Genomic DNA, 20,499 nt, shown 5'->3' with positions numbered 1-20,499 from the left:
AGTTAAGCTTGTTCAAATTTCGCTTAGATGGCAAGAAGACTCTATTTAATGAATTTAGCTCGTGGTATGAGCAAATTAACTTTATTTGCAGCTGTAAAATCAATTATCAACAGACCCTAGCTATATCTTAAAAGTATGGTTAAAATATTTGATTGTTTTACTCAGTATTTGTCTGATGCCAGAATTAACTATTATACAACAAATCGCTGTTTGGATTATTCCTGTTTTATTTGCTATCACTTTACATGAAGCAGCTCATGCGTGGGTGGCTTATCGTTTAGGGGACACTACAGCGAAAGTATTAGGTCGTGTTAGTTTCAATCCATTAAATCATGTTGAACTTATTGGCACAATAGTTGTTCCAATTTTAACCTTAGTATTAAGTAATTTTACATTTGTCTTTGGCTGGGCAAAGCCTGTACCAATTAACGCTGGCCAACTAAGAAATCCTAGACGCGATGTTATCTTTGTTACCGGTGCAGGTCCTTTAATTAATTTTCTTATGGCTATTTTTTGGGCTGGTCTTTTTAAGATAGGGTTATTACTTGGTCCACAAACATCAACTATTGCATTATTTATTATTCTTGCTGGTAAAGCTGGCATAATTATTAATCTATTATTAGCATTTTTAAATCTAATTCCTATACCGCCGCTGGATGGTAGTCGAATTGTTGCAAGCTTATTGCCCATACGTCAAGCTATTCAATATCAAAAAATTGAGCCTTATGGTTTTTTTATTATCCTATTATTATTAGTAACTGGGATTTTAAGTTGGCTTATTTCGCTTCCTATTAATTGGTCTTTAACAGCCTTAAGCACTCTTTTTAATATATAAGCAGATAATGAGTATCTTAAAAATTGGTGAAAGGTTGGATTTGAGCGCAGTTTGGACGAAAATAAATTTGAAAAAGCGAAGTGTAGTATTCTACATGAGTATTTTGAAGAATTATTTCCGTTTAAGATGCGCCAAATACAGCCTTTCGGTAAAAGGTTGACTGATTACTATGAATATTCTTGCTGATTCAGCCCTACCTGGCCTAAAAGAAGCATTCCCATCGCCCTTTAAACTTACCCTTTATCATAATCAAGAGGAAGTAGGTAAACTTCTAGCTAAGCAGGATATATTATTATGCCGTTCCACCCTTAAAGTAACAAAAGAATTATTAGCTAATTCTTCCTTACGCTATGTTGCTACCGCAAGCAGTGGAACCGATCATATTGATGAAATTTACCTTAGAGAAAAAAAAATAGCTCTTTTGGATGCTAAAGGCAGTAATGCTAGCGCCGTAGCTGATTACGTCCTTGCAACTATTGCTTATTTACAAAAACATACCCATTTTAATGGCCAGAAAGCTGGCATTATTGGTTTAGGCGCTGTAGGCAACCTAGTTGCTAAACGTTTACAAGCGCTAAATTTTACAATCATACCTTATGATCCTCTTAAAGCCTGTATAGATAAACACTTTAAAAGTGCTTCGCTTCAGGAGCTTTTGCAATGTGATTTACTTTGCATTCATGCAAATTTACATACTAATCCGCCCTATCCAAGTCTTAATCTCTTTAGTGATGCTATTCTGTCACAATTAACACCAAATACCGCTATCATTAATGCATCTCGTGGAGGAATCGTAGATGAAGCAGCCTTATTAGAACAAGCTTCTTCCTTTTTTTATTGTACTGACGTTTTTTTAGGTGAACCTAATATTAATCCAGACATTGTTAAATTAGCTTATTTATGTACCCCGCATATTGCTGGTCACAGTATAGAAGCTAAATATAAGGCGGTTACTTTAGTTAGTCAGAAGCTCCATAAAGTATTAAATTTAAAACAACCAAATTATGCTATCTCTCTTCCTATTCCATCCTTTAATTTTAAGCAGGCAGAGAATTGGCAGGATTATATTTTGTCTCTTTATAATCCAATGCATGAAACCAAATTATTAAAAGCAGCTATAAACAAGAAAGACTGCTTTCTCAATCTGCGCAAAGCGCATCAAAAAAGACATGACTTTTCAGTTTATGAGTCTCAATTACCTGATTTTCCAAGACCATTATTAAGTTGAGAATGTAAGTTGTGCCAAGGCCTAATGACGCTGCCTTAAAGCTATAATCTACGTCCCGTGGCTTGTCCACGGGATCCAGAGCTCTAGTCCTTGAGCGATATTCCTGGATCCCTCGGACAAGCCGAGGGACGTAGAGTAAGTCAAAAAACCTTAAGGCACCGCTGCTTTGGACATAAAAGAGTTTAAGTACTGGTAGCCTGGGTGAAACAAAGTGAAACTCGGGTTTCGGCCCGGGGCCTTCACTCAGGCTACCTTGCCTAGTCTACGTCCCGTGACTTGTCCACGGGATCCAGAGTTTTAGTCCTTGAGCGATATTCCTGGATCCCTCGGACAAGCCGAGGGACGTAGAGTAAGTCAAAAAGCCTTAAGGCACCGCTGCTTTGGACATAAAAGAGTTTAAGTACTGGTAGCCTGGGTGAAACAAAGTGAAACCCGGGTTTCGACCCGAGGGGCTTTCACCCGGGCTACATCAGTTGTAAAGCTCCTCTGAGGCCCAACCCATATAAAATTCTTATGCGAAAGAGTTGACCATTTCCTTGATAATTAGCTGATCAGAAAAGGGATGTTTTACTCTACCAATTTGTTGGTAATCCTCATGGCCTTTACCAGCAATTAAAATGATATCGTTATTATTCGCTAAACTAATAGCTTTTTTGATAGCCATTTTTCTATCTTCTAATTGATAAACAGTGGCATGATTAGCAGTTATACCTTGTTTAATTTCTGTAATAATTTGCTCTGGATCTTCTGTTCGGGGATTATCACTTGTAATAATGGCTATATCAGCATAACTTGCTGCTATATTCCCCATCATTGGCCGTTTAGTTTTATCTCTGTCCCCGCCACAGCCAAAAACCACAATTAATCGTCCTTCTTTCAAATGACTTAATGTTTTTAACACATTTTCTAGCGCATCAGGCGTATGCGCATAGTCCACTACAATACACGGAGATTGATTCACCACTTCCATTCGTCCTGGCGCTGGTGAAAGCTGCTCCATAATAGCAATAACTTGTTTTAATGGATAATCACTAGCTAGTAAACTAGTAAAAATTGCTAACGCATTATAAATATTAAAGTAACCTAACGTTTTAACTTTTAACTGCGCTGGCCCCCACGGTGATATAATATTAATGATTGTGCCTGTCATAGTAACTTGGCAATCTGTTGCTTGCACATCACAGCCTTTCTGTAAGCCATAGGTTAGGACTTTACAAGACTGCGCCAGCTGTGACTGCATTAATGTAGTATATTTATCATCTTTATTTAAAATAGCAACTTTAAGTGATGAATAAGAAAATAATCTCGCTTTAGCATTAGCATAAGCTTCCATAGTTTGGTGATAATCAAGGTGATCTAAAGTAAGATTTGTAAAAATAGCTTGCTCAAAGCTAACCTCATCTACTCTCTGTTGAGCTAAAGCATGTGAAGAAACTTCCATACATACAAACGATATACCCTGACACCAATAATCATGAAAAAGTTTTTGTAAGCATAAACCGTCAGGTGTTGTATTATCTAACAAAGTAAGATTATTCACTTTACCTTGACCAATAGTGCCAATATAAGCGGACTGATAACCTAACAGTTGATGTGCTTGCGCTAATTGATAAGCGATTGTAGTTTTACCATTAGTACCGGTAACACCGGTAAGGTGCAATTTTTTACTTGGCTCATCATAAAATCGGCTGGCAATTGCTGCTAAGTGCTGTGCTAAATTGGGAAAGGGTATTAATGCTATGTCCGCTGTAAATGTAGTATTAATATTATAGTCTTTAGGCTCATATAAAATGGCAATAGCGCCTGCTTTTACAGCTTGCTCAATATATCTACGACCATCATTAAGAGCTCCAGGATAAGCACAAAACAGAAACCCTTGAGCAACCTGGCGACTATCATTATGAATACCTAGAATCTCTAGAGAAGGTATTTCATCCTGAATCCATGGCATAAGTAGCGTGTTTAATTTCATAAAATAAACTAACCTGTTGTTTTATCGGGAGGAATATTTAAAATTCGTAATGAGCCTGACATTACTTGAGCAAAAAGGGGTGCCGCTACTGCTGCACCATAGTAACTAGTACGCGTGGGTTCATGAATAACTACGACAACAATAAGCCTTGGTTTTGAAACAGGGGCAATACCTACAAAACTCGCGATATGTTTATTTTCTTGATAGCCTTTCTTACCAGCAATTCGAGCTGTACCCGTTTTGCCAGCAACTCGATAACCAGGTATGCGGGCCTGTTTACCTGTGCCTTCATTTCCTAGTACAGCCTCAAGCATAGCTAACACATGACTAGCTGTTTTTTCATCAATAACTTGCTCACCCACGTCAGGGGATTCTTTATGCAATAGCGTAACTGGCAACGATTTACCGCCATTCGCAAAAATTAAATAACCTTTTGCTAACTGCAAAGCAGTTACTGAGAGACCATAACCAAAACTTAAAGTAGCTAAAACAAATGGATTAGCATCTTTAATTTTAACAATGCCTCCGTCACTTTCACCAGGATAGCCACTTTCTGTACGCTGGCCAAAACCACTTCGTTGCAATAAACCAATATATTGTTCAGGCGGACTTAAAAGAATCATTTTAGATACACCAACATTACTTGAATGCTGCAAAACACCTGTTACATCTAATACCCCATAATTATGTAAATCTCTTATCGTATGCCCATGGACTGTCATCCAGCTAGGCCGTGTATCAATGATCGTTTCAGGTTTTATTAAACCACTTCCCAACGCACTAGCAATACTAAAAGGTTTAATGACCGAGCCTGGCTCAAAAATATCAGTTAATGCTTTATTACGGTATTTATCACGTGAATAACGTCCACGCACATTAGGATTAAAAGATGGCGAATTGGCAGCTGCAAGAATCTCACCAGTTTGAGCATCTAAGACTACAACAGAACCTGATTTAGCAGAAAATTTTTCCAAGGTATTTTGCAGTTCATGATAAGCTAAATATTGAATCCGCCTATCAATACTTAATACCAAATCCTGCCCTGGACGAGGCTCCTTAATGACCCCTAACTCTTCAATAATTCGTCCCATTTTATCTTTAAGGACTCGCTTTTTACCAGGAACGCCCATTAGCCAATCTTGATAAGCTAACTCCAAACCTTCTATACCTACATCGTCAATATTTGTGAAACCAATTAACTGTGCGGTACTATCTGCCTCTGGATAATAGCGTTTAAACTCTTGTTGAAAATTAATGCCAGGAATTTTTAACAGCTCAATTTTTTTAGCTAATGTTGGTGGTAATTGACGTTGCAAATAAAGAAATTCCCGAGTATTTGCTTGCTTAACACGATTGGCTAATATTTTTGGGGAAATACCAATAAGCTGCGCTAATTTATTAAGTTGCTCACTTGTTGGCGAGAACCCTTTTGGATTGACCCAGACAGATTGTACCGGTGTACTAACTGCAAGTGGTATACCTTGTCTGTCTGTAATCATACCTCGATAAGCAGGGATATCTTGAATGCGTAAACTACGCGCATCACCCTGCCCTTTTAAGAATTGTCGATGAAAAACAGTTAAATCTACCATTCGCCAAACTAATATACTTAGCAGTATAATAAAAAACAGCGATACAGCAATTAATCGTAACTGATGACCATTTTTTTTCATTTAGCCTGTAACACAAATGTTTGTTTATCGTCTGGAAGCTGCATCTGCAATTTTTGTCTTGCAAGTGCCTCTACGCGTGCAGGGGTGGCTAAGCTTGCCTGCTCAAGTAGTAACTGTCCCCATTGTAATTGTAAATAATGCGCTTGCTGCTTAAGTTTCTGCAACTCACTAAAATTAGTACGGTACTCATTGGTTGTATAAACAACAGATAAAGCACTTACTAAAAAAAGCAACATCAGAATTAAAGTAAACCAAAGCTGTTTAGAAAGACGCATAGCAAATAATTGACCATTAAATAGTGTGCTTTGATTAATTATTCTTGCTGCCGCGTTCATACAATTTTTTCTCCTATTCGTAGGATGGCACTGCGTGAGCGAACATTTTGCCTAGTTTCCTCTTCTTTTGGTTTAATTGCTTTCCCTATACGTTTGAAACGTTTAATTTCTTCTGCTGCGCGTATTGGTACATCAAAAGGTAACTGCTGACCCATTTCCATATCACGCATAAATTGTTTAACTATTCTATCTTCAAGCGAATGAAAACTGATAACTGCTAAACGACCACCTTTCGCTAAAGTTTGAAAAGCGCCTTCAAGTCCTTTCTTAAGATCATCTAACTCATTATTAATGTGAATTCGGATGGCTTGAAAAACTCGTGTTGCCGGATGTTTATGTTTCTCCCATTTAGGGTTAGCTTGTTTAATAATCTCCGCTAGCGCTGTTGTCGTTGTAATAGGCGCTTTTGCTCTAGCTTCAATAATTGCTTTAGCAATACGGCGCGCAAAACGTTCCTCACCATAGGTCCAAAATACTTTTGCCATCTCATCTAACTGTGCATTATTAACGTAAGTAGCAGCATCTAAAGACTGCTGTAAATTCATACGCATATCTAGAGGGCCTGCCTGCATAAAACTAAACCCGCGTGAAGCATTATCTAACTGCGGTGATGACACGCCTAAATCAAGTAAAATACCATTAACGTGTTGGTAAACATTTGCTTGCTTAGCAAAATTAGGTAAATCGGCAAATGAACCTTGAAAAATTTGAAATCGTGGGTCATTAATGAAATGGATTTTCGCAAATTCTATAGCTTCAAGATCTTTATCAATAGCAATCAGGCGGCCTTGATTAGATAAGTGATCTAAAATACCTTGGCTATGACCACCACGACCGAACGTCCCATCGATATAAATACCATTAGCTTTAATAGCTAGACTTTCAATTGATTCTTGCAGCAACACAGACTGATGCGACATGATATGTTCCCGTTATCTTAGATAAAGCAGTTAAAATCTACTGCGCAAGCCAAGAGCACTGAATCTGTGAGACTTTTTTGATTTTTTTCGTTTACTGTAGTAGCAACTACTGCTTTCACAAAAAAATTCAAAAAAACCCAACATCTTCAATACCTTTGGCTTGCTACCGTTTCAATTACTTTTTCTAGGATTATAAAGAAAAATTTTTCATTTCCTCTGGTAAACTATCTAATTGCAATGCTTTTTCAGCCAACCAATGCTCACGCTTTTGCTGCCACAACATTTCATTCCAAATTTCAAATTTATTACCTTGACCAATTGTAACCATATGCTTATTTAATGATGCATATTCACGCAAGACACTAGGTAATAAAATACGTCCACTACTATCTAGTTCAACATCAGTAGCATGGCCAATTAACAAGCGTTGAATACGCCGCGCTACACTATCAAAGCTAGGTAAATTCTGTAATTTTTTCTCGATAATTTGCCACTGTGCTGTAGGGTAAGCGAGAAGACAGAGTTCCTCAGTATCAATAGTAATTACTAATGAATTATCTCCCTCAGCACATAATACTTCACGATAGCGGATAGGCACCATAAAACGGCCTTTGGCATCTAACGTAATAGTATTGATTCCACGAAACATATTTAAGTAATGTGGGTAAACCTAATTTACCCACAATTCTCCACTTTTTTTATATTTTACTCCACTTTTATACACCATAGAAATGTAATTTTCTAGCGTTAACTTGATCAAATTTTTATAAGTGGAATCTAAATGAAAAAGAAAAGTTAAAATAGGCTATTAATAAACTATTGTGATTAGTAGAAGAGCATTTAACAGCCTACTGAATTTTCTATTAAAAGTTTGGCCTGAAAGCTATTAAATAGTTAGCGATTCATAATGGCCGCTTGGCGAATACCTTGCAAAACTAAGTCAGGAATTAAGTGATGATAGAGCTCTTGTTCTTCAAATAATGAAGCAAATCCACCTGTGGCAAGTATAAGTACCTCTTGATTAGGGAAAGCTTCCCCTTTAATTTTTGTTAGTAACTCACGACAAGCACCTAATGCGCCAAAAAAAACACCTGCTTGAATACTTTCCGCTGTAGAGCGCCCCAATGCTTGTTCCATTTTAACTATTTCAACTGCTGAGAGCCTTGCGGTATTAGTAGAAAGAGCATCTACTGATAAACGTACGCCCGGCAAAATTGTACCACCTAGATATACCTTTTGGGCGGTAATTGCACAAAAAGTGGTGGCCGTACCAAAATCAATAACAATAATATTTTGACCAGGATAAGCATATACTGCGGCGATTGCATTAGCTATACGATCAGCCCCAACTTCCAGGGGATTCCTATATTTAATATTTAACCCAGTTTTAACGCCTGCCTGTAAAACAAAAGGATCTATAGAGAAATATTTAATACAAGCTGCCCGTAAAGAGTAATCGATTTGTGGAACAACTGAACAAATTGCAATCTCACTAATCTTTTCTGGCAGGCATTGGTTTTCTCGTAAAACAGTTTTTAAAAAAATACCTAATTCATCCGAGGCACTTACTTTTGAAGTATGACGAAAGCGAAGTTGTAAATTTTCTTCAATAAATACGCCACCATAAATATGAGAATTACCAACATCAATGCATAACATCATAGCAAAAGCTCTCCATAATTAGAGATGGCGATAGTAAGTCTCAGGAAAAATAAAATCAAGATCTAGGTTGAGAAAGAAATTTTTAACAAGCGCTTTATAAGGCCAATTACAGCAATATATCTACGGCAAGAATTCTTAACTAAGTGTTGTCAGCGAGGATAGTGAAATATATAGCATTACTTATTAAACTTTAGGTAGGTATTATATAAACTTCTTCGCCTTATATACTTTAGTCTAAAGATTAGTAGGAAACGCTATCGGATAACTAGAAATAGCTTAAAATAATATTAAACTTTTTTCGAAGCTGTCATTGACAGCCAATCTCAAATGAAAAAAGTACTTCAAAATATTCATATACTTTATATACACTGCGCTTTTGCAGCACCTTTTCATTTGACCTTGTCGCATCACTAACAGTTTCGAAAAAGTTTATTAATATAAGCAAGCTGGCCGATAAGCCGGGTTCTGTCGTGGACAATCATTTATCTAGGATATATGTCACCATATACCTCAAGCGACCTACCCGAACCCCACATGGGTCATGTGCACTCAAATTAATGAGAATGGGTTCCTATTTGGTCTTGCTCCAAGTGGGGTTTTCCCTGCCACAACTGTTACCAGTTGCGCGGTGTGCTCTTACCACACCATTTCACCCTTACCTTTAAGAGCCTGTTTGCAAATCTACTATCTTGACTAGAGATTTGCAAACAGACCCTAAGAGGCGGTATATTTTCTGTGGCACTATCCGTAAGCTTTCGCCTCCCAGGCGTTACCTGGCACTTTACCCTATGGAGCCCGGACTTTCCTCCCTTTATGTAAATAAAGAGCGACTGCCTGACCAGCTTGCTTTTATCGTAGCAAATTGTTTTTCAAAATGCCAGAATTAACCACGTGTACCAATAAATTCGTCATCGAAATAACGTTTTAGTTTAGTACGCAAGGTTCCTCGGCTAACACCTAATACACGAGCAGCTTTGGATTGATTATAGCGAGTCAATTCCATAACAGTACGAAATAAAGGTGCTTCAACCTCTTCAACAATTAATTGATAAAGATTTAAATTGGCATCTTTACTGCCCACTGAGTTTAAATATCCCTTTACAGCGCTTATCACCTGCTGCGTTAATGCTTCATTAACTTGCTCAATGTCCTGCATTACTGCATTCATTACCTCTCTCCATATACTTAAATAAATAAACTAATTAAATAAAAAACGCTCTATTTATCATAAACAGAGCACCGTGGCTCATATAGTATCAAATATTACAAAGTATGTAAATATTGATTTATTGATATTCATTTATTAAGGGAAGCTTAAGAAAAAATTGAACATTTATCAAGCTTTTTTTATAGCCTAAAAGCAAAATGATATTTTCTAAGATGCTTACCATTATACATATACGCTATCCTTGAACTAAGAACCGAATTTTTATTGTACATTTATATGAAAAATTAATCAAGATGCACAATAATAAATAAAGAGATATTTGCTTAAAAATAAGATAATAACTATAGAAGTATTAGAAAAATTGATATAAAACGAAGCATCCTTGCCTTGAAGGCTTTTAATTAAGATCAAAAGACTCTACTGTGAAACTTTCACCACATCCACATTGGCCAGTTTGATTAGGGTTGTCAAAAATGAATTTATAATTTAACCCTTGTTTGACATAATCAATTATCATACCTTTTAGAAAAGGATAACTTGCCTTATCAATCCAGATTTGATAGTTCTCATTTAAAGATTGCGCGATGTCATTTTCTTGCGGATGAATTACGTAATCTACTACGTAAGATAACCCCGAACAGCCTGTCTTTTTCACTGCAAAACGAACACCCTTACTTTCCGGCTCTTTATTAAGATAGGTTATTATATGCTGTTTTGCTGCATCAGTTAATGTAACCCCTACGTTCTCACGGCTACTTGTATAATTAACAACTTCACTCATTTTTTTCCTCATTAAGCTTTTCTTTCATCGCTAATATAATATGGTTATAGCCTTTTTCAACCAAGATCGCTATCGGATATAGATGATTAGGTATCTCTAATTGCTTTATTAAAGTTCGATAAGACAATTGGGGATGTTCCCCAATATCACTCCCTTCTAATTGTTGACAAAGCCACTCAAGACTAGCAATTAAATAAGGACTACCACACGCTTTAAAGCATGCTGTTACAATTAACCCGGCTTCATTACAAGCTAAATACAAATTAAAATAGTTACTTTTAAAGGCATCACTTAAAGAACAATATACAGTTCTTGACAAGGTATTATCTAATGTACCTACATGTTTTGGTTGAAAAAAGTAACTCTCTACAAGCTTATTATAATTCATAAAGACGCCATTTGCTGTAGACGCAGAATTTGTAAGTTGATAATCTCAATTGCTTGATTGATATCTTGCTCTGTGGTGAAACGACCTATCGATAACCGAATTGAACTATATGCAGCATTATCACTTAAACCAAGTTCCTTTAAAACATAAGAGGGTTGCAAGCTGGCAGATGCACAAGCAGAGGTAGTCGAAACAGCTAATTGCCGTAAAGCTAGTAATAAAGACTCGCCGTGCAAACCAGAAAATGTCAAATTAAGATTACCAGCTATTCGTGCAGTAGGATGCCCGTTTAATTTAATCCCAGGAATATCTTTTATTCCTTGCCAAAGCTTTTGCCTTAAAGATAATAATCTGGCCTGCTCATCGACGCGCCCTAATTCACCTAAAGCAAATGCTTCACCCATACCTACTATTTGATGCGTAGGTAGTGTGCCTGCTCGTAAGCCTCCTTCATGAGCACCTCCGAAAGAGCGAGGTTCAATGCGAATGCGAGGTTTATGACGAATATATAATGCGCCTATACCTTTAGGGCCATAATTCTTATGCGCCGATAAAGACAGTAAATCTACCGCTAACTCTTGTAAATTAATGGGTAATTTACCTGCGCTTTGTGCTGCATCAACATGAAAAATGATGCCTTGGTCTTTTAGTAAATTACCAATACTTTTGATATCTTGAATAACGCCAATTTCATTGTTAACGTGCATAATTGAAACTAAAATAGTATCTGGCTGCAAAGCACGGTTTAATTCCTCTATATCTAATAAACCATCTTGTTTAGGCTTTAAATAGGTAACTATAAACCCTTCTTTCTCTAACTGAGCAAAGCTATCAAGTACGGCTTTATGCTCTGTAGTCATGGTAATAAGATGCTTACCTTTGCGTTGATAAAAATGAGCAGCACCAATAATTGCAAGGTTATTGGCTTCTGTTGCACCTGAGGTAAAAAGAATTTCATTGGGACTGGCAGAAATAACGTTTGCAATCTGTAAGCGTGCATTTTCAACCGCCAATGCTGCTAGCTTGCCATAGATATGGGTCATTGATGTTGGATTACCAAAAGCTCCCTCCGGCCCAAGATAGTCCATCATCTTTTTAATAACTCGAGGGTCTACTGGTGTAGTAGCCATATAATCAAAATAAATAGGTAACTTTTCAACGCTCACTTACTTTATTTCTCACTCTTTCGTAGTGCTCTTTGTACGTAGGTAAGAATGCCACGTAAAATATTAATTTCCATTTTTTCCAAACCTACGCGGTTAAATAGCCTTCTCAATCGTTCTTTTAATCGACGCGGATTATCTTTTTTTAAAAAATTAATTTCCAACAAAACTTCAGTTAAATGATTATAGAACTGTTCGATTTCCTTACCTGTTGCTAATCTATCTTGAGTATGGTTAATTTTTAGGGTAGGCGTCAACAAAGCAAGCCTCAGTTCATACGCAATAATTTGTACTGCTTGGGCTAAATTTAATGAACTATAAACAGAATTACTAGGAATAGTGACATGATAATGGCACTGTAATAATTCTTCATTTGTTAAGCCAGCATGCTCCCTACCAAAAACAATAGCTATTTCTGTTGCATCTGGTTGAGTCGCAACAAGTTTAGCACAATCCCTAGGCAACAGTCCTGGTAGCTCTATTCCTCTTGGCCTCGCACTAGTACCAATAATTAGCTGACAATCCTCTAAAGCATCATTTAAAGAAGTGACTACCACACACTGTTGTAATATATCATCAGCGCCAGCAGCTAATTCAAATGCCTTTAAATCAGGAAATGATTTCGGCGAAACTAGATAAAGCCGACTAAAACCCATTGTTTTCATAGCTCGCGCGGTTGAGCCAATATTACCTGGATGTGAAGTAGACACTAATACAATACGTATTGAATTAAAATCCATAATTTTTAATATATCTATTTTCTTAAACACGAGCCTATCGCCTGCAATTTGCATTGTAAGGCTTTGATACTTCAGTGTTATTGAGTTATTTTATAGAACAATATGTTGCAATTAATTAACGTAAGTTTAAATTTTATAGCAACTGCCTTAAATTAAAAAACATGATAGAATACCTGATTTTGTATTCTAAGAGCAACGCATGCAACCATTACTAAATATTGCTATTAATGCTGCCCGGCAGGCAGGTGAAATCATTCTACGTAATCTTGAGTTAGTTGATAGAATTAAAGTTAGTGCTAAAGGTACAAATGATTTTTTTAGTGAGGTGGATGTTAAAGCTGAGCAAGCTATTATTAAAACTATTCACAAAGCCTATCCGGAGCATGGAATTTTAGCTGAAGAAAGTGGCTTATTTAATGATAATGCAGAAATAGTTTGGATTATTGACCCACTAGATGGAACAAACAATTATTTACATGGATTTCCTTTTTTTTCAGTCTCTATTGCCGTTAAAATAAAAAATCGGATTGAGCATGGTGTAGTATATGACCCTATTCGACATGAATGCTTTTCAGCAAGCCGAGGCAGAGGTGCTCAATTAAATGACCGCCGTATACGTGTTTCAAAACAAACACTATTAAACGCAGCTTTATTAGGTACTGGTGTTCCCTTTCGAAATGTTTTATTAACTCAGCGTTACTTACCTACTTTTGAGGCCATGGCTACTAAATGTGCAGGTGTACGCCGTACTGGCTCAGCCGCACTTGATCTTGCCTATGTAGCTTGCGGACGTTTAGATGGCTTTTGGGAATTTGGTTTAAGACCTTGGGACATTGCAGCAGCTTCCTTACTTATTAAAGAAGCCGGCGGCTTAATTAGTGACTTACAAGGAGGAGAAAATTACTTTGATCAAGGTGATGTTATTGCCGGAACTCCTAAAATTTTTAAATCAATTCTACAAACATTAGCACCTATCATGAATAGCTAATCAAGTAATTAAAGTATTTTTGCGTATAGAAATAATGATAGGTAGTAGTTCAGGTAATGACGTCAACTTAAAAACAGCTTTGTTATTCTTACGCAGGCAGGAAGTTAGTTCAATATCAGCATAAGATAGATTTCCGCCTGCGCGAAAGTGACATGGTTTTTAAAGAGTACCAAAATATTAAGATAGATTTCCATTTTGTTATTCCCACCTAGGCAGAAATCTATTGCTATCTAGGTACCGTGCGAGCAAAGTTAGATTTCTACCTGCATAAATGACAGAATTCTTAAGTTAATGCTTTGGTAGTTCAAATGGCTATTTTGAACCCAGATGAAAGGTGTATTTAAGTCCATATTAATTAATAATCATGCTAAAAAATAGTTATCTTGAAATGTAATTTCTATTCCAAAAGAACTAAAACAACCTCTCAGTTAGTGGTATGAGCTTCTATCATTTAATATTTAGGGGAATTAAAGCTTATTGCAGGTGATAACGCTTGACTTAATGGCCTACTTCTAAAAAAAGAAAAAGCACAGCTTGCAGGCGTAATTGCAATAGTATTTTTACTCCCTGCGCCAATTTCTTTTGGTTGCTGTACTATTATTGGATCAATTGATGGAGATGCTAACCGGAGGTTGTCAGAAAGCATTTGAACAACTTGTTGTGCATCTATCTTATAGTCGCCATCAGAAAAGAAATAAGACTTCAAATAATTTTCTTCAAAGTTCTTAGCTTTCTCTATACTAATAAAGCGTTCGGGAGGTAAACCAGATGTATAGATTTGGTAGCCTAAATCTGGGTTATCATCATGTAATTCTTCATGACTTAATGAATAACTAGTACTTTTAAAATTCCAAAAAATAATTTCACCATTTAAAAAAAGTATTTCACCGCCAAAGCTTGGCTCATTTGGGGTTAAAATAATATCTTCAGGCTTAGGCACCACCTTTTCTAATTTTTTCCTTAAAGCTTTTTGCAATAGATTGATACCTGCATGATTACTACCATACTCATTTAATTTACTGAGAGCGAGTAAACTTACATCTTGCAAATTTATATTTTTATATAAAAGATAGGCAAATAAACCATTTAACTTTTGGGGAGTAACTTGCTTAAAATCTTTATTTACAAAATTAAATTTCTGTTTGTCAAAATTACATAAATATAAGGAATTGTTTGGCATAATATAGTAGCTAGAAAATTTAATAATTATTATATTAGTTAAAATTGCAGCTTATACTTCAGCATACGCTGTTTTTTATAAAATGCAATTTTTTAGCTAGCTGTATAAAAAAATTAAGCAATGTAGAAGTCTAAAAAGAAAATTATTTAAATCTATGTAATAGATAAGGCACGATAGCTTGAAGATAATCTATAACAAATCTGTTGATGTATTTAACAGCTAAGGAGATATCTGATTCCTTAGCTGTTAAGCTAGAAATTATTCTTTAATACTAGATTGAAGGCCTAAGGCTTTAGGAAGTTGATCAGCAATAGCGGCTCCTACGTTACGGCTTACTCTTTCGAAAACGTTTTGCTTATAAGTATAATCTATGACTGAATCAAGTTTTAAAATATCGCGAGCTAGTTGACCACTGCTTGCGAAACCATCAATAAGACCACGTGCTTTAGCTTGCCCGCCAGTCCAAAATAAACCAGAAAAAGTTTGATTATCAATTACTAAACGATTGCCACGCCCTTCTTTTACTCGATTAATAAACTGCTGGTGTATGTCGTTTAGCATAGTCTGTAAAAGCTGCTGCTGCCCTGGTGTAACTGGCGAGAAAGGATCTAAAAAGCCTTTATTTATACCAGCTGTTTGTAAGCGACGAGAAATACCTAATTTTTGTATGATATCAACGAAGCCAAAACCATTATAAATTACCCCTATGGAGCCTACTATACTTGATTCATTAGCATAAATTTCATTGGCAGCAGAAGCAACATAATAAGCCGCTGAAGCACACATATCTGTGCATACTGCATAGATTTTAGTATCGGGAAACTTAGTACGATAATATCGCAATGCGCTATACATATAATCTGCTTGTACAGGGCTTCCACCCGGGCTATTAATACGAACAATTAAGGCTTTTAAATTCTTGTTTTTATATGCTTTATCTAAGCCTTTAACAAAATTTTCGGCATTGCCAGCGCCTTCATCTGATATCGTTCCATTTAAATCAACTAAACCAGCATGAGCTTTATCTAGAGTTTCTTTATCATCCTCAAATAGCAAATTTAGTCTAAAATATGCCATGATTATTAATAGAATAAACAAAAATCGAATTATCCAACGCCAACGGCGCTTGCGTTTTTGCTCGCGCATATAATCAAGAATGATTTGATTTAATAGTGCTTGTGAATCAGACTGTTGGTTAGGAAAGTTATTCATACGCTATACTACTTGTTTTTTAAATTTCAGCCCTTATTTTACGGCAGTAAGATTGTAATTAATACCTTTTAGTTTTGTTCTTATTTAGAAAGGTCGATATTTAACCAGACTTATCTTATGCAAGCAAGCATAACTAAGTCAAAATAGAGAGGTTATACAAATGCGAATGGATAAACTTACCTCAAAATTTCAAATGGCACTTGCAGATGCACAATCGCTAGCATTAGGTAAGGATAATAGTTTTATTGAGCCTGAGCATGTTTTAAAAGCCTTATTGGATCAACAAGGTGGTAGCACTAGGCCCTTATTAACTAAAGCAGGCGTCAATATTGCACAAATTCGTACATCTTTAGATAAAGCCCTTGATAATATGCCTAAAGTAACGGGTACAGGAGGCGATATCCATATTTCAAATGCGCTAAACCGCCTACTTAATTTAACTGATAAATTGGCTCAACAACGTAAAGATGCCTATATTTCAAGTGAACTTTTTTTACTGGCTGCCATTACTGAAGAAAGCAATTTAGCTCGGCTACTTAAACAAGCAGGCGCGACTAAAGAATCTATAGAAAAAGCAATTAACGATGTCCGAGGTGGCGAAACAGTAAGCGATCCTAATGCTGAAGATCAACGTCAAGCACTGGAAAAATACACGCTTGATTTAACTGAACGTGCTGAACAAGGTAAACTTGATCCTGTAATTGGTCGCGATGATGAGATAAGGCGCACTATTCAAGTTTTACAACGACGTACTAAAAATAATCCAGTATTAATTGGCGAGCCTGGAGTGGGTAAAACAGCGATTGTTGAAGGCTTAGCACAACGTATTATTAATGGTGAAGTGCCAGAAGGTTTAAAAAACAAACGTCTACTTTCACTAGATATGGGAGCACTTATTGCTGGTGCTAAATTTCGTGGTGAATTTGAAGAACGCTTAAAAGGTGTTTTAAAAGATTTAAGTAAACAAGAAGGTCAAATTATTTTATTTATTGATGAATTACATACTATGGTTGGTGCAGGTAAAGCTGAGGGCGCAATGGATGCAGGTAATATGCTCAAACCTGCCCTAGCGCGCGGCGAATTGCATTGTATTGGCGCCACAACTCTAGATGAATACCGTCAATATATTGAGAAAGATGCAGCACTTGAACGCCGCTTTCAAAAAGTATTAATTGATGAGCCTTCTGTTGAAGATACTATTGCAATTCTTCGTGGTCTCAAAGAACGTTATGAAGTCCATCATGGTGTTGAAATCACAGACCCCGCTATTATTGCTGCTGCAACCCTTTCACATCGTTATATTAGCGATCGTCAACTTCCTGATAAAGCTATTGACTTAATTGATGAAGCAGCGAGTTTAATTCGTATGGAAATTGATTCTAAGCCTGAAAGCTTAGATAAATTGGAGCGTCGCTTAATTCAGTTAAAAATAGAAAGAGAGGCACTTAAAAAAGAAAATGATGAAGCATCTAAAAAACGTCTTCAAGATTTACAACATAGCATTGATGAACTAGAAAAAAATTATACAGATTTAGAAGAAATCTGGAAAGCTGAGAAAGCAACCTTGCAAGGTGCAACCCATATTAAAGAAGCATTAGAGCAAGCTAAAGCTGAGTTAGAAACTGCACGCCGAGCAGGTGATCTAGCTCGTATGTCTGAATTGCAATATGGCCGTATACCTGAGCTTGAAAAACAGCTTCTTCAAGTTAATGAGAAAGAAGATCATGCTGAACCTCATTTAGTTAGAAATAAAGTAACAGAAGAAGAAATTGCAGAGGTTGTTTCTAAATGGACAGGTATCCCTGTTGCTAAAATGCTTGAAGGTGAAAAAGAGAAATTATTGCATATGGAAGAAGCTCTACATAAGCGCCTAATTGGCCAAAATGAAGCAGTGGACGTTGTTTCTAATGCAATTCGTCGCTCACGTGCAGGCCTTTCAGACCCTAATCGTCCCATTGGCTCTTTCCTCTTCTTAGGGCCAACTGGTGTAGGTAAAACTGAACTTTGTAAAGCGCTAGCTGCCTTTTTGTTTGATACTAGTGAAGCAATGGTCCGTATTGATATGTCTGAGTTTATGGAAAAACATTCTGTTGCACGCTTAATCGGCGCTCCGCCAGGTTATGTAGGCTATGAGGAAGGCGGTTATTTAACTGAAGCGGTAAGAAGGCGACCTTATTCGGTTATTTTATTAGATGAAATCGAGAAAGCGCATACTGATGTTTTTAATATCTTATTACAAGTTTTAGACGATGGACGCTTAACAGATGGCCAGGGCCGTACTGTTGATTTCCGTAATACAGTTATTGTGATGACATCAAATTTAGGCTCACCTTTAATTCAAGATATGGCTTCCAAAGTAACCTATGATCAACTTAAAGAGGCAGTCATGGGGATAGTAAGTCAACATTTTCGTCCTGAATTTATTAATCGTATCGATGATACGGTTGTATTTCATCCACTCGATAAAGAGCAAATTACTACCATTGCTGGTATTCAAATTGGAAACTTACAACAACGTTTACAGCAGCTTAATATTCATTTAGATATAGAACCTGCAGCACTTGCTTATTTGGGCGAAGCAGGCTTTGATCCGGTTTATGGTGCAAGACCACTTAAACGAACTATCCAACAAGAACTTGAGAACCCCTTAGCACAGGCTTTATTAACGGGGGAATTTGCTGCTGGAGAAACAATTCATGTTTCCTTAAAAGATAATAAATTACATTTTACTAGTGAGGAAACGGCTGAGATTCGGCATTGAGCTTGAAGATAAGTCTAAAAAATAATTTTTTAATCTAGATTGTTTGTGAAATCTAAGTGCCTTATACAAGATAAAAGACATCTTGCAATCTACTTCTAACGTCCTGCGACTTGTTCGGGGTTTAGACACCGTACTGGAGTCTAAAACAAGTCACAGACATAAGTCCTGCGAAAGCAAAACAGAGTATATGGCATTAGGATTTACCAAAATTGTGCCACATAATATTAATAAATCAGCTTGATTTTATTAACATTTTTGGTAAATATATACTAAAATACGTTAATGAGCCTTAACCTGCTTGACTAAGTAATCTTGGCCTAAGAGTTGTTTGGTCATTCTCATTTTTTCGCATTGCATCTATAACATTAAAGTCAACAGGTTGAAAAAATCGATGTTCGTACTTTAGTTTTGGTATTAAACCTCTTTGCGTAGTTTTACTTAAGTTTTGCTTTTCTCTTTGCGATAACAAAACACCATCAACAGTTACCGTATCAACATTAAACAAACCTGTTTTTTCTTCAGTATTTAAAATGATACTGTTGTGACTCGCTATTTGGTCTAATACACGTTCTACAGGTTTACCTATCAAATAAGGGTTAAAGTTAAAATCTGCACAAAAAATTAAACTTTGCTCCGCATATTTGTTTAAAATAGTTTGAATAAAGTTACAATACAGTTGTGTATGTGCTGAGAGCGCTAATTTTTCTGTTTTATTTGCATCACCTAAAAAAGGAAAGTGAGCAAGCGCTACATATTTTGTTACATCCCCGTATTTTAATTGCCATAGCTGAAAACGATTAATTAAATTAGGTTGCTCATCTGGAGGGTCTAATTCTATTTTAGTAACTGTATAACGAGTATCTGCAAGCATCAGCAAGCCCCAATTAGGTCCTTCCTTTGCTGGCTTATGAAACATATCATTACTAATGAATCGTTGCATCCAAGGAAATGATTTTAAAGTATTATATAAAACTTTAAGATCTTCTTCTTGAATAGGACCTTCACAAAGACAGATAGCTTCAGTTGTAGGATTACGATAAACCGCTTCTGCAATAACGTTAGCAACTTGAATAAGTCGGTTTCTATACGCTGCTTCGTCTTCTACCATTGCAAAACCATTGTTAAACCCTGTTCTTCTCTTTTTCGCCTGCATCATCACATTCCAAAAAATAACATTATCATGGAGAATAAGATGATGATCAGATACCTTACTAGTAATAACGTCCTTATTATCTAAGCAAGTATAAACGCGCGCCGCTTTTGGAGTTAATATACTATCGTCTCTCTCTTGATATTGAATTTTTGTTCTCATAGCCTTGAGCCCCTCTCTACTACTTTGTACAAGACTATTTTTGTACAACGCGACTATTAAATATAAGGTATTATTAAAAAATGTATACCAGCACGTATCATTAATAGAAATTTGGCAATAAGTCTAGAGATTTTTAATAAATTTTTTTATCAGGCTTGGGAAAGTGCTAGAATTGGCAATT

Annotated in this window: 18 protein-coding genes and 1 other RNA gene; 4 read left to right on the top strand and 15 right to left on the bottom strand. The window is 36.3% G+C overall.

Annotation, left to right across the window (positions count from 1 at the left end):
• Window positions 1-175 precede the first annotated feature (175 nt).
• On the top strand, window positions 176-835 hold the full coding sequence (locus ACNVED_RS03610) for a site-2 protease family protein (RefSeq protein ID WP_419420398.1): 660 nt from the start codon (window positions 176-178) through the stop codon (window positions 833-835).
• 169 nt (window positions 836-1,004) lie between these two features.
• Complete coding sequence (locus ACNVED_RS03605; RefSeq protein WP_419420397.1) at window positions 1,005-2,063, top strand: 4-phosphoerythronate dehydrogenase; 1,059 nt, start codon at window positions 1,005-1,007, stop codon at window positions 2,061-2,063.
• 511 nt (window positions 2,064-2,574) lie between these two features.
• Here the strand turns inward: ACNVED_RS03605 and ACNVED_RS03600 are convergent.
• The 12 genes from ACNVED_RS03600 to ACNVED_RS03545 form a co-directional block, all read right to left on the bottom strand.
• Complete coding sequence (locus ACNVED_RS03600) at window positions 2,575-4,035, bottom strand: UDP-N-acetylmuramoyl-L-alanyl-D-glutamate--2,6-diaminopimelate ligase (RefSeq protein WP_419420396.1); 1,461 nt, start codon at window positions 4,033-4,035, stop codon at window positions 2,575-2,577.
• Window positions 4,036-4,043: 8 nt separating this feature from the next.
• Window positions 4,044-5,708, bottom strand: a complete 1,665-nt coding sequence (locus tag ACNVED_RS03595) for a peptidoglycan D,D-transpeptidase FtsI family protein (RefSeq protein WP_419420395.1) — start codon at window positions 5,706-5,708, stop codon at window positions 4,044-4,046.
• Window positions 5,705-6,043, bottom strand: a complete 339-nt coding sequence (gene ftsL, locus ACNVED_RS03590; RefSeq protein WP_419420394.1) for a cell division protein FtsL — start codon at window positions 6,041-6,043, stop codon at window positions 5,705-5,707. The genes ACNVED_RS03595 and ftsL overlap by 4 nt, the downstream gene beginning before the upstream one ends.
• Window positions 6,040-6,966 carry a 16S rRNA (cytosine(1402)-N(4))-methyltransferase RsmH gene (gene rsmH / locus ACNVED_RS03585; protein ID WP_419421139.1) on the bottom strand — a complete coding sequence of 309 codons (927 nt, stop codon included), beginning with the start codon at window positions 6,964-6,966 and terminating at the stop codon, window positions 6,040-6,042. Before rsmH ends, ftsL begins: the two co-directional genes overlap by 4 nt.
• A 187-nt stretch (window positions 6,967-7,153) precedes the next feature.
• Entirely contained in the window at window positions 7,154-7,612 is a 459-nt protein-coding gene (mraZ, locus tag ACNVED_RS03580; protein ID WP_419420393.1) for a division/cell wall cluster transcriptional repressor MraZ, read from the bottom strand.
• Window positions 7,613-7,857: 245 nt separating this feature from the next.
• Window positions 7,858-8,625, bottom strand: coding sequence for a type III pantothenate kinase (locus ACNVED_RS03575; RefSeq protein ID WP_419420392.1), 768 nt, complete (start codon window positions 8,623-8,625; stop codon window positions 7,858-7,860).
• 438 nt (window positions 8,626-9,063) lie between these two features.
• An RNA gene (gene rnpB / locus ACNVED_RS03570) (RNase P RNA component class A) lies at window positions 9,064-9,471 on the bottom strand.
• A gap of 37 nt (window positions 9,472-9,508) precedes the next feature.
• Window positions 9,509-9,793 carry a helix-turn-helix domain-containing protein gene (locus tag ACNVED_RS03565; RefSeq protein ID WP_419420391.1) on the bottom strand — a complete coding sequence of 95 codons (285 nt, stop codon included), beginning with the start codon at window positions 9,791-9,793 and terminating at the stop codon, window positions 9,509-9,511.
• A gap of 397 nt (window positions 9,794-10,190) precedes the next feature.
• On the bottom strand, window positions 10,191-10,574 hold the full coding sequence (locus tag ACNVED_RS03560; protein ID WP_419420390.1) for a HesB/IscA family protein: 384 nt from the start codon (window positions 10,572-10,574) through the stop codon (window positions 10,191-10,193).
• Entirely contained in the window at window positions 10,567-10,962 is a 396-nt protein-coding gene (locus ACNVED_RS03555; RefSeq protein WP_419420389.1) for an iron-sulfur cluster assembly scaffold protein, read from the bottom strand. The genes ACNVED_RS03560 and ACNVED_RS03555 overlap by 8 nt, the downstream gene beginning before the upstream one ends.
• The gene (locus tag ACNVED_RS03550; protein ID WP_419420388.1) at window positions 10,959-12,128 is read right to left on the bottom strand and encodes an IscS subfamily cysteine desulfurase; all 1,170 of its coding nucleotides are present in this window, start codon (window positions 12,126-12,128) and stop codon (window positions 10,959-10,961) included. Before ACNVED_RS03550 ends, ACNVED_RS03555 begins: the two co-directional genes overlap by 4 nt.
• Window positions 12,129-12,133: 5 nt before the next feature.
• Complete coding sequence (locus tag ACNVED_RS03545) at window positions 12,134-12,865, bottom strand: RNA methyltransferase (protein ID WP_419421138.1); 732 nt, start codon at window positions 12,863-12,865, stop codon at window positions 12,134-12,136.
• Window positions 12,866-13,064: 199 nt separating this feature from the next.
• On the opposite strand from ACNVED_RS03545, the gene ACNVED_RS03540 reads away from it, so the two are divergent.
• On the top strand, window positions 13,065-13,853 hold the full coding sequence (locus tag ACNVED_RS03540) for an inositol monophosphatase family protein (RefSeq protein ID WP_419420387.1): 789 nt from the start codon (window positions 13,065-13,067) through the stop codon (window positions 13,851-13,853).
• Window positions 13,854-14,304: 451 nt separating this feature from the next.
• On the opposite strand, the gene ACNVED_RS03535 is transcribed toward ACNVED_RS03540, so the two are convergent.
• Window positions 14,305-15,033 (bottom strand): hypothetical protein, encoded by a 729-nt coding sequence (locus ACNVED_RS03535; RefSeq protein ID WP_419420386.1) that lies wholly within the window; start codon window positions 15,031-15,033, stop codon window positions 14,305-14,307.
• A 258-nt stretch (window positions 15,034-15,291) separates the two neighbouring features.
• Window positions 15,292-16,245, bottom strand: a complete 954-nt coding sequence (locus ACNVED_RS03530; protein WP_419420385.1) for a S49 family peptidase — start codon at window positions 16,243-16,245, stop codon at window positions 15,292-15,294.
• Between the two features lie 160 nt (window positions 16,246-16,405).
• Between ACNVED_RS03530 and clpB the strand changes: the two genes are divergently transcribed.
• The gene (gene clpB / locus ACNVED_RS03525; RefSeq protein ID WP_419420384.1) at window positions 16,406-19,006 is read left to right on the top strand and encodes an ATP-dependent chaperone ClpB; all 2,601 of its coding nucleotides are present in this window, start codon (window positions 16,406-16,408) and stop codon (window positions 19,004-19,006) included.
• 289 nt (window positions 19,007-19,295) lie between these two features.
• On the opposite strand, the gene ACNVED_RS03520 is transcribed toward clpB, so the two are convergent.
• Window positions 19,296-20,318, bottom strand: coding sequence for a hypothetical protein (locus ACNVED_RS03520; protein WP_419420383.1), 1,023 nt, complete (start codon window positions 20,316-20,318; stop codon window positions 19,296-19,298).
• Between the last annotated feature and the right edge of the window lie 181 nt (window positions 20,319-20,499).

The sequence above is a fragment of the Legionella sp. D16C41 genome, from assembly GCF_048541585.1.
Lineage (GTDB): Bacteria > Pseudomonadota > Gammaproteobacteria > Legionellales > Legionellaceae > Legionella_C.
Note: the sequence above shows the minus strand (reverse complement) of the source record. Positions and strands in the feature narration are given on the sequence as shown.